Annotated in this window: 18 protein-coding genes and 1 other annotated feature; of the genes, 17 read left to right on the forward strand and 1 reads right to left on the reverse strand. The window is 38.7% G+C overall.

All coding sequences use genetic code 11. The features are described 5' to 3' along the window. The first annotated feature begins 136 nt into the window (after positions 1-136). The 15 genes from ACXAE4_RS13600 (at position 137) to ACXAE4_RS13670 (ending at position 10941) form a co-directional block, all read left to right on the forward strand. Positions 137-463, forward strand: a complete 327-nt coding sequence (locus ACXAE4_RS13600) for a nucleoside triphosphate pyrophosphohydrolase (protein WP_155010074.1) — start codon at positions 137-139, stop codon at positions 461-463. Positions 464-501: 38 nt separating this feature from the next. After that, on the forward strand, positions 502-948 hold the full coding sequence (locus tag ACXAE4_RS13605) for a hypothetical protein (RefSeq protein WP_289577907.1): 447 nt from the start codon (positions 502-504) through the stop codon (positions 946-948). Between the two features lie 156 nt (positions 949-1104). Further along, positions 1105-1479 carry an HNH endonuclease domain-containing protein gene (locus ACXAE4_RS13610; protein WP_223546674.1) on the forward strand — a complete coding sequence of 125 codons (375 nt, stop codon included), beginning with the start codon at positions 1105-1107 and terminating at the stop codon, positions 1477-1479. A gap of 132 nt (positions 1480-1611) precedes the next feature. Beyond that, positions 1612-2562 carry a sugar-binding transcriptional regulator gene (locus ACXAE4_RS13615; protein ID WP_034327688.1) on the forward strand — a complete coding sequence of 317 codons (951 nt, stop codon included), beginning with the start codon at positions 1612-1614 and terminating at the stop codon, positions 2560-2562. Positions 2563-2567: 5 nt separating this feature from the next. After that, entirely contained in the window at positions 2568-2891 is a 324-nt protein-coding gene (locus tag ACXAE4_RS13620; RefSeq protein WP_289577905.1) for a hypothetical protein, read from the forward strand. A 182-nt stretch (positions 2892-3073) separates the two neighbouring features. Then, the gene (locus ACXAE4_RS13625) at positions 3074-4375 is read left to right on the forward strand and encodes a pyrimidine-nucleoside phosphorylase (protein ID WP_013057477.1); all 1302 of its coding nucleotides are present in this window, start codon (positions 3074-3076) and stop codon (positions 4373-4375) included. A gap of 21 nt (positions 4376-4396) precedes the next feature. Beyond that, positions 4397-5071 (forward strand): deoxyribose-phosphate aldolase, encoded by a 675-nt coding sequence (gene deoC / locus ACXAE4_RS13630; protein ID WP_014459662.1) that lies wholly within the window; start codon positions 4397-4399, stop codon positions 5069-5071. 59 nt (positions 5072-5130) lie between these two features. Next, positions 5131-5529: a cytidine deaminase gene (locus tag ACXAE4_RS13635; RefSeq protein WP_013057475.1), complete on the forward strand. Its 399-nt coding sequence runs from the start codon at positions 5131-5133 to the stop codon at positions 5527-5529. A gap of 19 nt (positions 5530-5548) precedes the next feature. Further along, complete coding sequence (locus ACXAE4_RS13640; RefSeq protein ID WP_049165126.1) at positions 5549-6730, forward strand: NupC/NupG family nucleoside CNT transporter; 1182 nt, start codon at positions 5549-5551, stop codon at positions 6728-6730. A gap of 148 nt (positions 6731-6878) precedes the next feature. Next, entirely contained in the window at positions 6879-7493 is a 615-nt protein-coding gene (locus ACXAE4_RS13645; protein WP_013057473.1) for an AmiS/UreI family transporter, read from the forward strand. A 42-nt stretch (positions 7494-7535) separates the two neighbouring features. Then, positions 7536-7780: a binding site (T-box leader), on the forward strand. A gap of 67 nt (positions 7781-7847) precedes the next feature. Beyond that, positions 7848-9077, forward strand: coding sequence for an MFS transporter (locus ACXAE4_RS13650; RefSeq protein WP_289577901.1), 1230 nt, complete (start codon positions 7848-7850; stop codon positions 9075-9077). 78 nt (positions 9078-9155) lie between these two features. Further along, complete coding sequence (locus tag ACXAE4_RS13655; RefSeq protein ID WP_115654163.1) at positions 9156-9578, forward strand: DUF4275 family protein; 423 nt, start codon at positions 9156-9158, stop codon at positions 9576-9578. Between the two features lie 268 nt (positions 9579-9846). After that, positions 9847-10194 carry a DUF805 domain-containing protein gene (locus ACXAE4_RS13660; protein WP_289577899.1) on the forward strand — a complete coding sequence of 116 codons (348 nt, stop codon included), beginning with the start codon at positions 9847-9849 and terminating at the stop codon, positions 10192-10194. Between the two features lie 51 nt (positions 10195-10245). Continuing rightward, positions 10246-10602: a DUF805 domain-containing protein gene (locus ACXAE4_RS13665; RefSeq protein WP_028412963.1), complete on the forward strand. Its 357-nt coding sequence runs from the start codon at positions 10246-10248 to the stop codon at positions 10600-10602. Positions 10603-10803: 201 nt separating this feature from the next. Continuing rightward, entirely contained in the window at positions 10804-10941 is a 138-nt protein-coding gene (locus ACXAE4_RS13670; protein WP_289577897.1) for a hypothetical protein, read from the forward strand. Between the two features lie 34 nt (positions 10942-10975). Here ACXAE4_RS13670 and ACXAE4_RS13675 read toward each other — a convergent pair whose 3' ends face one another. Further along, positions 10976-12052, reverse strand: coding sequence for an LLM class flavin-dependent oxidoreductase (locus ACXAE4_RS13675; RefSeq protein ID WP_289577895.1), 1077 nt, complete (start codon positions 12050-12052; stop codon positions 10976-10978). A gap of 320 nt (positions 12053-12372) precedes the next feature. Here ACXAE4_RS13675 and ACXAE4_RS13680 point away from each other — a divergent pair, with 320 nt between their 5' ends. Both ACXAE4_RS13680 and ACXAE4_RS13685 read left to right on the forward strand, forming a co-directional pair. Further along, on the forward strand, positions 12373-13185 hold the full coding sequence (locus ACXAE4_RS13680) for an amino acid ABC transporter substrate-binding protein (protein ID WP_155017321.1): 813 nt from the start codon (positions 12373-12375) through the stop codon (positions 13183-13185). Between the two features lie 150 nt (positions 13186-13335). After that, positions 13336-14145, forward strand: coding sequence for an SRA domain-containing endonuclease (locus tag ACXAE4_RS13685; RefSeq protein ID WP_155017320.1), 810 nt, complete (start codon positions 13336-13338; stop codon positions 14143-14145). The last annotated feature ends 1 nt before the right edge of the window (position 14146 follow it).

The raw sequence follows: 14146 nt of genomic DNA on the forward strand, positions 1-14146 counted from the left end.
GTAATTCCAAATGCAATGAGTGCCAGCGGCTATAAAGGTAAAGAAACGTTTATTGATTTAAATGTGTTTAACGGAAACCAAGCAGAATTTGAAAAATACTAGTTTACTAGAAAGGTAAGAGAGGGAGGAAAAAATAATGCCTACTTATAACAAGCTAGTGCGAGATAAAATTCCCACAATTATTGAAAAAAGTGGAAACACCTTCAAACCACGCGTGCTGCAGCGAGATGAGTATCAAAATGAGCTGAAGAAAAAGGCAAAAGAAGAGCTTCAAGAATACATAGAAGCCCAAACGCATCAAGATGCCATTGAAGAACTCGCAGATTTACTGGAAGTTATGCACGCGCTAGCAGCTGTGCACGGGGCCACGCCAGAACAGCTTGAGAAAGTGCGTGAGGAGAAGGCAGAGGAGCGCGGGAAGTTTGATGGTCGAATTTATTTAGTGGAAACAGAAGAAGCGTAGTTTGGTGGTGCAATAGTGGAAGGAGCGAGCGGTGGCAGGTGAGTTTCAATTTAAAAGTAGGAGAAATAAAAAAAACTTATTTAACAGAACAAGAAATTTGGAAGATCATTAATCAATTTTTCGCTAATGGTCACTTTACCACAACATATAAATATGGATTGATGAAAGCTTTAATTGAAAACCTATATAATGTTGACAATCGGTTAGTCCTCACGTTTGATCAAGTGTATTTTTCATTTGCTAAAATATATTGGAACTTGGTTATTCATCATGATTTAAATCAATTAAATACGTCCAACAGACAAGCTGGAATTCAAAAAGAGTTAAAGGAATTTCAGTTAATGCATGGTGTCCCCAATAAAGTAGTATTTGATCGTTTACCAAGTAATCTTCAATTGCAGTTAGTAGAAAGAACTAAAAAAGTGGGGGCAAGGTATGTAGTAGGGGCGTTCGTTATATGGAGATATGGAAGGTTCTGTTTATGAGTTTGATAAAAGAACAGAATACATAAAGTTTAATAGCAGTATATATTTTTTTTACAAAAATATAGACAAATTGTTACTCATTTAACCAATTATCATTTGGCGAAATTTTTAGAAAAGCATAATGACAAAAATAAGTTGGAAGATGTGTTGTTGAAAGTGGAAAATATATCAAAACGCGAATCGCTGCATGCATTCTATAACATCCTTTGGAAATATGAAACAAAAGAATGTTTTTATTGTGGGAAAGTTCTTTCTGATAAACGCATCGCTACTCATGTAGATTATTTTATTCCATGGAGTTATATCCAATCAGATAATATGTGGAATTTGGTGCTAAGCTGTCAAAGCTGCAACACAAAAAAGAGCAATAAACTTGCTAAGAGCTTATATCTTGAGAAGATGTTTGTTCGTAATGAGAATCTTAAATTAACAGCAGTTCACAATGATTTTAACTATTATTCGGAGCGTAAGTTAGAAGCTCTTTATGAGTATGCTGGAATGAATGGATACGTAGAAAACTGGTCTCCTTAAACCCGAGTATTTCTCTTTTCATCTCAGTTACAAAATCCCCTCTTGAAATTTTGTTCACCAAACAAGTAAACTAAAGACATAAGTTTGGTAAAATTGGGATAAGAAATTCATGAGGTAAGGGAGAACAAGTCGATGGAGATGGATCAAGAGAAATTTAATAAAGTGATTGAAGCGGCAAGGATGTATTATATTCTTGATTATAATCAAAGTGAAATTGCAAAAAAGCTTGGTGTATCAAGGCCTACGGTTTCTCGATTGCTGCAGACAGCAAAAGAAGAAGGCATTGTTCAAATTAAAATTGTGGATTCATCTATCAATAGTGAAAAATTGTCTTCTCAGCTTGAACAAAAATTCAATCTAAAAAAAGCAATCGTCACACCGGTGCCTCAATATGAAAATCACATTATTAAAAGTCATCTAGGCGTAGCAGCAGCTGACTATCTCTATGACATCGTAAAAAATGGAGATATTATTGGGGTGACGTGGGGAACAACTCTTTATCAAGTGGCCATCGATTTAAAACAAAAGTATGTGAATGACGTTCAGGTTGTGCAGTTAAAAGGCGGAGTAAGCCATTCGGAAACGAGCACATATGCTTCTGAAATTATGTACTTATTTGGAAAGGCATACAATACGCCTCCTATGCATCTTCCTCTGCCTGTGATTGTCGATCACGTGGTAGTTAAAAAAGCAATGGAAACGGATCGTCATATTAAGCGCATTTTAGATTTAGGCAAACAAGCCAACATTGCTGTGTTTACTACGGGCCCCATCAAAACGGATTCGCTGCTTTTTCAGCTTGGCTACTTTTCCGAACAAGATGTAGAGATGATTTCCTCCCGAGCGGTAGGAGACATTTGTTCACGCTTTTTTGATAAAGATGGACAAATTTGCAATGAAAGCCTGGATGAACGGACGCTTGGACTTGATTTGGAGGAGCTGAAGAAGAAAGAGTACGCCATTTTAGTAGCCGGAGGAGATCAGAAAATCGACAGCATTTACGGAGCGCTGCAAGGGAAATTTGCAAATGTACTCGTTACGGATCAGTTCACGGCGCGCTTTTTATTAGATAAACAAGAGTAAAGGAGATGAAGACGCTGTTTTTTCAAGAGCAAAAGCTTTATCTGGTTGAAATAGTAGAAGATATTGCATCTTATTCTGCGTCATCTCTGCAGGCACAGCGAAACAGGTATCCTTTTCAAACAGACGTCTCAAAAGACGGGGTAATTGCTAAAGGAACCACGGGCTATATCATTAAACGGTGGGGAAGAATGTACTTTTCTCCCGATGCTAATCAAAAAGGAATTGAACGATTTACGCCGCCTGATCAGCCATACGTATTAATTCCTTATAAAAAGGTAAAGAATAAGTACCGAATCATGTTGTCATTTGTGATAAAAGCTGAAAAATAAGGGAAGACTTCCGAGTGCGGAAGTCTTTTTTTATTCACTAAAACAGCGGCTATAAATATTTTTGAACAAATGTAAATATATCTGTTTACAATTGTTCAAAGCTATTATATAGTAAGGGTGTAAGTTGTTGAAAACGTTTTAGTGGATGCACAATATGCAGATACTTTTAGGGGGAAAACGTCATGAGAATGGTTGACTTAATTGAAAAAAAACGTAATGGACATGAATTAAATAAAGCAGAAATCGATTTTATTATCGAAGGTTATACAAAAGGGGATTTACCTGATTATCAGCTATCGGCATTTGCGATGGCGATTTACTTTCAAGGAATGACGCAGGAAGAACGCGTAAATTTAACGCAAGCAATGGTTGAATCAGGCGATCAAATTGACTTATCAAAAATTGAAGGTATTAAAGTAGACAAACACAGCACAGGCGGCGTAGGTGATACAACAACACTTGTATTAGGACCTTTAGTAGCTGCGGTTGATGTACCGGTTGCCAAAATGTCTGGCCGCGGCTTAGGACACACTGGCGGTACGATTGATAAACTAGAAGCAGTGCCTGGCTTCCACGTTGAAATTACAAACGAAGAATTCATTCGTTTAGTAAATACAAATAAAATTGCCGTTATCGGTCAAAGCGGAGACTTAACGCCAGCGGATAAAAAGCTTTATGCGCTTCGTGATGTAACAGCAACGGTTGATTCGATTCCGTTAATTGCAAGCTCAATTATGAGTAAGAAAATTGCGGCTGGAGCAGATGCCATTTGCTTGGACGTGAAAACGGGGAACGGCGCATTCATGAAGAAGCTTGAAGACGCTGAAGAATTAGCAAAAGCAATGGTTGAAATCGGAAAAGGCGTAGGGCGAAACACAAAAGCAATCATTTCAGATATGAGCCAGCCTCTAGGTTTTGCAGTTGGTAATGCGCTTGAAGTGAAAGAAGCAATCGACACGTTAAAAGGCGAAGGCCCTGAAGATTTAACGGAGCTTTGCTTAACATTAGGAAGTCATATGGTTGTACTTGCTGAAAAAGCAAGCAGCCTAGACGAAGCGCGTGCAATGCTTCAAGAAGTAATTAAAAACGGAAAAGCATTAGAATCATTTAAAACATTCTTAAGCGCACAAGGCGGAGACGCTTCTGTGGCAGATGATCCTTCTAAATTACCGGATGCAGCGCACAAAATTGAAGTGCCAGCAAAAGAAGATGGATACATTTCAGAAATCGTTGCAGAAAAAATTGGCGTAGCGGCAATGAAGCTAGGTGCAGGACGTGCAACAAAAGAATCTGAAATCGACTTAGCAGTTGGTATTATGCTTAATAAAAAAGTTGGAGATTCAGTGAAAAAAGGCGACTCTCTTGTTACAATCCACAGCAATAGCGAAGATGTACAGGAAGTAATGGATATCGTTTATGATTCTTACAGCACGGTCGCTGAAAAAGTAGAAGCTCCAACGTTAATTTATAAAGAAATTCATTAAGAAAGAGAGAGGAAGAACAAAATGAGTCAAAACATTACGGGTATTATTGATCATACATTATTAAAAGCAGATGCAACAGAAGAGCAAGTTACGGTTTTAGCACAAGAAGCAAAAGAATATTCATTCGCTTCAGTTTGCGTAAATCCAACGTGGGTAAAAAAAGCAGCTGAGTTATTAAAAGATGCTCCAGAAGTAAAAGTGTGTACGGTAATCGGTTTCCCTCTTGGAGCTACGACTTCAGCAGTAAAAGCATTTGAAACTACAAATGCAATCGAAAACGGTGCAGATGAAGTAGATATGGTAATCAACATCGGCGCGTTAAAAGATAAAAACTATGACTTAGTGCAAAGCGACATTCAAGCAGTAGTGGATGCTGCAAAAGGAAAAGCGCTAGTAAAAGTAATTATTGAAACAGCTCTTTTAACAGACGAAGAAAAAGCAAAAGTTTCTGAGCTAGCTGTAAAAGCTGGAGCTGATTTTGTTAAAACGTCAACAGGCTTCTCTACAGGAGGCGCAACGGTAGAAGACGTAGCGCTTATGAGAAAAACGGTTGGACCAGATGTAGGTGTAAAAGCTTCTGGCGGCGTTCGAGGCTTAGAGGATGCAAAAGCAATGATTGAAGCTGGTGCAACACGTATTGGTGCAAGCTCTGGCGTATCAATTGCAAAAGGTCAATTAAGCAACTCTGATTATTAATAAATGACAGCAGGTTAGTACTAACTAACCTGCTGTAAACTAAGCAAAGGATGATGACTGTGGAGCCAAAACAATTAATAGATGAAGCAATCGCAGCAAGCAAACAAGCACATGTACCGTATTCTCACTTCCATGTTGGTGCAGCTCTTTTAACAACCGATGGGAAGATTTATCGTGGATGCAATATTGAAAACGCTTCCTATGGATTGACGAACTGTGCTGAGCGAACGGCTATTTTTAAAGCTGTTTCAGAAGGGGACAAGCAGTTTTCAGCTATTGCAGTTGTAGGAGATACGGACGGCCCAATTTCTCCTTGCGGCGCATGCAGACAAGTATTAGCTGAGTTCTGTGATGATCACACACAAATTATCTTAGCAAACCTAAAAGGAGATTTTGTGATTACAAACATCAACGAAATCTTACCGGGCTATTTTTCATCAAAAGACTTACAAAAATAAGTAAGCAGTGGAGGATACTATGAAATATTTAATTGGCATCTTAGGGTTACTCGTTGTCTTTGGATTAGCGTATCTTGCAAGTAATAACCGTAAAGAAATCAAATATAAACCAATCGTTATTATGGTTGTGATTCAGCTTCTTTTATCAGCTTTACTTCTAAACACAAAGTTTGGCTTGATTATTATTAATGCGATTGCCAGCGTCTTTGGAAAGCTGCTTTCATATGCAAATGAAGGCGTAGAGTTCGTATTTGGCGGAATCGCGAATAAAGGATCAATGCCGTTTTTCTTAAACGTGCTGCTTCCAATCGTTTTTATCTCTGTCTTAATCGGGATTTTACAGCACTTTAAAATTCTTCCTTTCATTATGAAATGGATTGGGTTAGTTCTCAGCAAGATTAACGGAATGGGAAAATTAGAGTCTTATAACGCAGTAGCTTCTGCCATTGTAGGTCAATCAGAAGTATTTATTACCGTTAAAAAGCAATTAGACAAACTGCCGCCAAACCGTTTATATACGCTTTGTGCATCAGCTATGTCGACTGTTTCAATGTCCATTGTCGGTGCTTATATGACAATGATTGAACCAAAATACGTAGTAACAGCAATTGTGATTAACTTATTTGGCGGATTTATTATTTCTTCTATCATTAACCCTTACACAGTAACGGATCAAGAAGATATTTTAGAGGTACAAACAGGTCATAAGCAAACGTTCTTCGAAATGCTTGGCGAATATATTATGGATGGATTTAAAGTAGCGATTATCGTAGGTGCGATGCTGATTGGTTTCGTTGCGCTGATGGCTGCGATTGATAACGTGTTTGAAATGCTGTTTGGTCTGTCGTTCCAGCACCTGCTTGGCTATGTGTTTGCACCGTTTGCATTCATCATGGGTGTTCCTGCTTCAGAAGTTGTGGCAGCTGGTGGAATTATGGCAACAAAGCTTGTAACAAATGAATTTGTGGCAATGATGAGTCTTTCAGATATGGCTTCAACATTCAGTGCTAAAACACTTGGAATTGTATCCGTATTCTTAGTATCATTTGCTAACTTCTCATCAATTGGAATCGTGTCAGGAGCGGTTAAAGGCTTAAGTGAAAAGCAAGGAAATACAGTAGCGCGCTTTGGTCTTCGTTTACTTTATGGAGCTACGCTTGTAAGCGTACTGTCAGCGATTGTTGTCAGCTTCATTTTATAAGTGTAATAGAAACAGAAAGAAAAGCAGTTTCCTTTTCAAAAGGAATTGCTTTTTCTTTTTTACATGTAAACCATAGCTCCGCGCATCCTAAAGAAAAACATCGACACAGAGGAGGACAAGAAAAGCTGGGGGCTTTTCTTACTGAAAAATGGATCAAATTGGACTGTTGCTGTCAGGTGCAGCTTTATTTTTAAACGGACTCATGCTGCTTGGAAAAGCGGATGAAAAAAACGTAGGCGTATTTAACTTATTTGTTGGAGCTTTTCAAGTTATTGTTCCGTTTTATTTAATTATTACGTCAGACCAAAGCAACTGGATTTTATATGAAAGAACGGCAATCTTTTTATTTGGCCTTACGTATTTATATGTAGGCGTGACGGTGTTAAAAGGAATGCAGGGAACGGGGCTGGGCTATTATTCACTTTGGGTATCGATTATCGCTTTAGTGTACGTGACGGTTTCTCTTGTTCACTATCATGACGTCGTAAACGCCATTACATGGATTCTTTGGTCGTTTTTATGGTTTTTATTTTATGTGCTTAATACGAGCAAAAAAGATGTATCTGCATATGTAGGGAAAGTGGCGATTGTACAGTCGTGGGTTACCTTAACAATCCCAGCGCTGTTTTCGCTAACGGGCGTATGGGGAAATAAAGATATGTACAATATGTGGGGAATCGTGTTGGTAGCTTCCATCATTTATTTTGTATACGTAGGATATCGACTATTCTTTTCTCAGCCGAAAAAAATGATTTTGAAATAAAGTATTTACAAAAAATAGATAATAATGGTAAGATGTTAGAAATTAAATGCCGTGAAGAGAAAAGTAGACAGCGCGTATTCTTAGCAGAGAGCTCCGGAAGCTGAAAAGGAGCAAGAAAAACGCTGTTGAAGCAAGCCTCTGAGCAGCGCATTGGATCTAACGTGATAGTGCGACGGCTGCTTCCGTTACAAAGCTAGAGTATAAGCGAAAGCCGTACTCGACAAGGTTTATATGGCGACATATGAACAAACTAGGGTGGCACCGCGATTCATAATCTCGCCCCTAAGACAGATGTCTTGGGGGTGGGATTTTTTTATTGGCAAAAATCAATAATGAAGCGGAGGCCTTTCTTTTATGAAAAGTAAGCTGTTGTCTTGGAAATACCCGTGTTTATTGCTGTTTGGAATTGGCACTAGCAATATCGGCGACTGGATTTATTTGATCGCTTTAAATGTCATGATGCTTGATATGACGAATTCGCCGCTTGCGGTTTCAGGGCTATACATGATAAAGCCGCTTGCTGCGCTATGTACAAATATATGGTCTGGAAGCTTAATTGACCGCATGAACAAACGGAAGCTGATGCTGTTTTTAGATTGGATGCGCGCCGGAATTATTGTTTGCCTTCCGTTTTTCTCATCCATCCTTATCATTTATGCGCTGGTATTTATCATCAGTATGGCAAGTTCGATGTTTCGCCCGACATCGATGGTCTATATCACAAAGCTTATTCCAACTGAAAAGCGAAAAAGATTTAATTCACTGCGCAGTTTGATTGACTCAGGAGGCTTTCTTCTTGGTCCGGCCGCAGCAGGTGCGTTATTTATGATTGGAACGCCTGTGTTTGCTATCTATGCCAATGCTGCAGCGCTCGTGGTGTCTGGAATGGTTACTTTATTAATGCCGAACTTAGATACAAAAACAGAAACTAAAGAAAATAAACTCTCTGTAAACACCATTCGAGAAGATTGGAAAGCGGTGATTCGCTTCAGTAGAGCCAACAGATACATTATCACCATTTATGTATTGTTCAGTTTCTTAATGGTCATGGCCACGGCAATTGATTCTCTTGAAGTTTCATTTGCAACAAGAGTCATTCATTTATCCGAAAGCGAATACGGATTTTTAGTAAGCGTAGCAGGCGCTGGCATTATGATTGGCGCAGTTGTGAATACACTGTTGGCTCAGAAGCTGTCGGCGAACTTTCTCATAGGCGCCGGCAGTGTAGGAGTATCGCTTGGCTATTTGCTGTACGCGTGTTCGTCTTCTTTTCAAACCATGGGAACAGGATTTTTTAGCTTATCTTTTGCGTTAGCTTTTGCAAGTGCTGGTTTTCAAACCTTTTATCAAAACAGCATTCCCGTTGACATGATGGGGAGAGTAGGAAGTATCTATGGGCTACTTGAGTCACTGCTAATTATTATGATGACCTTTCTATGCGGAATGTCCGCGCACATCTTTTCGATTCAAGGAGCTGTAGTTGGTGGAAGCCTGATTATGCTTTTAAGTACGATTGTGTTGTTTTTGTACACGTTAAAGCCGGCGTTTTATAAAATAAGTTTAGTCAAAAAACAAGGAATCTAACGCATAGGTACTAATGTACAAATAAGCTAAGAAGCCGATAAAAAGAAATGAATACAGAATAAAGGGTGAGAAAGCACAGTGAAAATGAAAGATGCGTTAAAGAAAAAAGGAATGTTTGTTAAAAAATTATCGAATCAAGGTGAATTCTTCCGGAAGCGGTGGGAAAATGAATTTGCAGATGCTTTAAGCGCATCGCAAAAAAAGAAAATTTATATGGACCAATTTTTATGGCATGCGTTTAGCTATGAAAAGCTACCTTGTTTACAAGGAGAACAAGCGGTTCAAGCGTTTGAGCACCAAGTTAAGAACGACTGTTATTTGTTGTTTGAGCATGATGAACGAGTGCTGCAGCTATCTAAATGTAAGCATTTAACAACTGATGATTTAAGTGAAAATACAAATATGTATTTAGAAGATTTATACGTGGTGGATAAAGATTTCACATGGACTTATGTGATTACCCATGAAAGTTCATGTGGACCTTACTTTTACCGCACATAAGTAAAGATAGAGCCTGCCGATTAATACGGCAGGATTTTTGTTATAAAAAAACATTTTATAAATTAAAAGTAATTATAGTAATTAAATGGTTTTTTAACTGAATTTATTGGGTATTTATTACTAACTATTATCCATCTCTCTCCTATATCTATATTACCATTTGGGATTTTTTCAAAAAATAGGATATGAAATTAATTTTTTGTATGCTAAGGTAATTACTGCTAGTAAGCTTGTCTTACAAAATTCGGTTTAAAAAGGAGGTTTTTGTATGAAATGGTATTTACATGTGCTAAAAAATTATGCAACGTTTCAAGGAAGAGCAACACGTAAAGAGTATTGGATGTTTGTCTTATTTAATTTTATTATATGGTGTGTGCTTTCAGCTATTGAACTTATAACAGATATGCCTCCGTTTTTGCGTATAGTTTATCTTGTTGCAGTCTTCATTCCATCCCTTGCTGTGACGGCACGTCGACTGCATGACATAGGAAGAAGCGGGTGGTGGCAGCTCCTTACTATTATTCCGATTGCGGGAAGTATTTGTCTATTAATTCTTCTTTGTCTACGAAGTGAGTCGCAGTTAAACCGGTTTGATGTACCTAATAAAGTTGCGTAGGACTTAAACGGTTAGGTAGTTTAATTTAATAAACAAAGAGAGGGTTTAAAAATGTACTGGTATATAAAAGCGTTAAAAAATTATGCGACGTTTCGAGGAAGAGCAACGCGTACGGAGTATTGGATGTTTACATTATTTGCTTATATCTTTATGATCATTCCATATATCTTGGTTTTTATCGATTCACTTGCAGTATTTGGAGTTATTTTAGTATTACTTTACGGAGCAGCAATGATTCTACCTTCACTTGCCGTTACTGTTCGCCGACTGCATGATACAGGAAGAAGCGGCTGGTGGTATTTAATTAACTTTGTTCCAGTTATTGGAGGCATTTGGCTGCTCATCTTACTTTGTCAAAGAAGCGAAGTAACAGCCAATATTTACGATACAGACACGCAGGCTTCTTAACCAGACTAGTTTATTAGTTTAAAAGTTAGTAAACTAAACGTGCGAATTGTATCTAAATTAAAAAGAGGTTGGGACAAAAGTGATTTAGTTGAAGGGAAATCCGAACTAATTGAGATTCTTGACAGAGAATCCAATTAATTCGGATTTTTTCATAGTGTGATGGTGAACGTAAATTTTATTGTATGTAGATTCTTCTAGCAGTTGATTGGAAGGCAAGGCGAAGACTCCTGCGGGAAAAGCGGGAGAGATGAGATCCCGCAGGAGCACAAGCGACGAGGAGGCTCAGCGCCCGCCCGCGGAAAGCGAAGCCTTGCACGGAAATCAACGGCGGTGTCATAAGCGGTTCAGCTCATGTATTCTGATTTGTTCGTCTTTAGATTGGATTGATTTCATTATGTCTCAATCTCTTTTTTTTATTTTCCCACACGCTGCCGGGAATTTCTTTTCGAAGAACAGGTGCAATATCACTTGCGAAGCGCTCTAGCTGTTCGCGCTGTTCTGCTTCGCTTAGACCGTCTACGCTGATGCTCAGCACTTCGTTTCCATAAGCGTTGTGATAATCTATTATTTTTTCAATGATTTGCTCTGGGCTTCCTACTAAAGCAGGACCGTATTGAACGATATCTTCTAGTGACGTGAACGGCGATTGGTTATGTTTGGCTGCTTCTGTATTGCTAAATGCGTTATAGTACGGGCGATAGCGGCGAATCGCTTCTTCCGTTGTATCAGAAATATATAGGCTGCTGGCCCCCGAACCGACGATGGCTTTGCGTGGGTCATGGCCATAATAAGCAAAACGTTCCCGGTAGTGGTCAATCAGCGCTTTATATTTAGCCTGAGGGTGAAAGGAATTGGATGAAAATAGCGGCTCTCCATATTTAGCTGCAAGTTCTGTAGACAGCGGGCTTGACGCGCTTCCATGCCAAACGGGAATAGAAGGCTGAAACGGCCGAGGCTGAGTCGTAACGTTAGTTAAAGGCGGACGATAACGGCCGCTCCACGTGACATTTTCTTCTGTCCAAAGCTGTTTCAAAAGAGCATATCTTTCAGCAAGAGATTCCCATTGTTCTTCTTCCGTAATGCCAAAAAGCGGATAATGACGCGGATCATTGCCTTTTCCGATAATCAGTTCAAGGCGTCCACCCGACAGGTGATCAAGCGTTGCATAATCTTCAGCTACTCGTACAGGATCTAAAATGCTTAGAACGGTAACGGTAGTAAGAAGACGAATATGAGACGTTTTAGCAGCGATTGCACTTAGAACAACGGGAGGAGAAGAAGACAAAAAAGGAGCTCCGTGTCTTTCGCCGACTCCGTAAGCATCAAAACCTAATTTTTCTGCCAGCACTGCTTGATTTAACACATGCTGAAACTTTTCTTGAGCAGTTAATGTTTCTCCAGTAACCGGGTTCTGGATATTTTGAATAAGACTAAATAAAGCAAATTTCATACGTTTTACCTCCAAAAGATAAAATGCTGGACGACAATAAAAAAAGCAAACGTACACGTATTGTCGTGTCCATTTGCCTCCAGTTGACTGGTAGATATGTAGTTTTATTGTTTTATTAGTTGTATCTTAAGCGGTAGACACTGAGCTGTCAAGATAATCTTTTTTCTAAAACCTACTTGATTTATCGGTTAACTAGTATTATGATGTGAATAATCTTACACGAAGTAAGCCCACTGGTTAACCAGAGGCTCTTGATGAAGCAGATGCTTTATCAAGAGCCTCTTTTTATTACATAATAGAGGGATTCAGGGGAGGAACGTATGAAAAAATATTGGCTGTTTTTACTTTCAATTGTAGTAGCTGTGAGCGTGGCAGGATGCGGAACAAACGCATCTCCAAGTGCGGGAGAAAAGAAAGAAAAAGATGTTCAAACGATTGTTGTTGGAACAGGCACTCAGTTTCCTAACATTTGCTTTATTGATGATAAAGGCAAACTGACCGGTTATGATGTAGAAGTAGTAAGAGCGATCGACAAAGAGTTAAAGGATTATAAATTTGAATTTAAAACGATGGAATTTTCAAATCTGCTTCTTAGCTTAGAAAGTAATAAAATTGATATGATTGCTCATAACATGGCTCAGAACGCTGAGCGAAAGAAAAAGTTTTTATTTAATGATGAAACATATAATTATTCTCCGCTTTATGTAACGGTCCCTAAAACTCGAGATGATATTCATTCCTTAAAAGATTTAGAAGGTAAAAAAATGATTGTAGGAGCTACAAGCAATGCGGCTGTCTATCTAGACAAATACAATCAAAAACATGGTAATAAAATCGATGTAGTTTACGCTGGTCAAGGTGCTGATGATGCCACAACTCAATTAAAAACAGGCCGGGCAGATGCTACGCTTGCGACACCATTTTCCATCGACTTTAGTAATCAAGCGCTGAAATTTCAGCAAAAAACAGTTGGAGATATTGTGATTAATTCAAAAGTGTATTTTATGTTTAACAAAAAAGACGAAAAGTTAAAGTCGGAAGTCGACCAATCGATTAAAAAGCTGAAAAAAGACGGGACGTTAAAAAAACTCAGCACAAAATGGCTAGGAGAAGACTATACCGTGCAAAATTGACTATAGCAAAAAAGCAGCTGCCCATACAGCTGCTTTTTTGTATGATATAAATCCAATAGATAGAAGAAACGATCTGCAAAGAAAACAAAAATTAGTGTATAGTAGAGCTATAAGTACTATAAAAGCAGGACCGCAGTAGGAGGCCATTCATTGATTACGGATTTACAGCGCGGAGATTTCTTTCAAAAAGGACATCGTTATCGCAGAAAACAAATTCATAAGCTTTATAAAGGACAGGAACAAAGCGAAATATCAACGCCAAAAGCGCATCCATATATTTTTATTTTTACAAAAGAAAGCGGAAGTGAATACGGAACGGGACACGGATGGAACAAAGATAAAACCGCTTTTTTCTATACGGGGGAAGGCCAAAGAGGATCGATGCAGCTCATTAAAGGCAATAAAGCGCTTCGTGAACATTTTTTATCAGGAAAAGCCGTTTATTTGTTTCACTACGTGGAGCCGGGAGTGGTCGAGTTTGTTGATGAAGTGACGTATATCAATCATCAATTAGAAATTATGTGGGATTCAGACGGAAAGCTGCGTGAAGCCATTATTTTTGAACTTGAACGAAATTCCGTGATTGAGGAAAAAGCAGCACAGCTGGATGTTTCAGCTTATTCAACTGAACAGCTTCGTCATATGGCGTTAGGGAAAGAAAAAAAGACAAGTATTTATGAACAAACGGCAGCTCTTGGACAATATGTTCACAAACGCGCAGCGGGTATTTGTGAAGCCTGCGGAGAAAGCGCGCCGTTTATCGCAAAAGATGGAAGCTCCTTTTTGCAAATGTACTATCTTTCAAAGCTGTCAGAGGGCGGACTTGCTAAGCCAAAGGACGCTGCTGCACTGTGTCCCAACTGTCATAGCCGTCTACGCTACGGGAAAGATAGTGAGGTATATAAAAAAGAGCTTATCATTAAAATTAACAAAAAAGAAGCAGGGGAGAAAAATGAGTAAT

The organism is Priestia sp. ABM2_011, assembly GCF_056158845.1.

Bases quoted from the DNA above. Each gene is read 5' to 3' on its own strand.
- ACXAE4_RS13600 (WP_155010074.1), top strand. From the start codon at position 137: ATGCCTACTTATAACAAGCTAGTGCGAGATAAAATTCCCACAATTATT.
- ACXAE4_RS13615 (WP_034327688.1), top strand. From the start codon at position 1,612: ATGGAGATGGATCAAGAGAAATTTAATAAAGTGATTGAAGCGGCAAGG.
- ACXAE4_RS13620 (WP_289577905.1), top strand. From the start codon at position 2,568: ATGAAGACGCTGTTTTTTCAAGAGCAAAAGCTTTATCTGGTTGAAATA.
- ACXAE4_RS13625 (WP_013057477.1), top strand. From the start codon at position 3,074: ATGAGAATGGTTGACTTAATTGAAAAAAAACGTAATGGACATGAATTA.
- deoC (WP_014459662.1), top strand. From the start codon at position 4,397: ATGAGTCAAAACATTACGGGTATTATTGATCATACATTATTAAAAGCA.
- ACXAE4_RS13640 (WP_049165126.1), top strand. From the start codon at position 5,549: ATGAAATATTTAATTGGCATCTTAGGGTTACTCGTTGTCTTTGGATTA.
- ACXAE4_RS13645 (WP_013057473.1), top strand. From the start codon at position 6,879: ATGGATCAAATTGGACTGTTGCTGTCAGGTGCAGCTTTATTTTTAAAC.
- ACXAE4_RS13650 (WP_289577901.1), top strand. From the start codon at position 7,848: ATGAAAAGTAAGCTGTTGTCTTGGAAATACCCGTGTTTATTGCTGTTT.
- ACXAE4_RS13660 (WP_289577899.1), top strand. From the start codon at position 9,847: ATGAAATGGTATTTACATGTGCTAAAAAATTATGCAACGTTTCAAGGA.
- ACXAE4_RS13665 (WP_028412963.1), top strand. From the start codon at position 10,246: ATGTACTGGTATATAAAAGCGTTAAAAAATTATGCGACGTTTCGAGGA.
- ACXAE4_RS13675 (WP_289577895.1), bottom strand. From the start codon at position 12,052: ATGAAATTTGCTTTATTTAGTCTTATTCAAAATATCCAGAACCCGGTT.
- ACXAE4_RS13680 (WP_155017321.1), top strand. From the start codon at position 12,373: ATGAAAAAATATTGGCTGTTTTTACTTTCAATTGTAGTAGCTGTGAGC.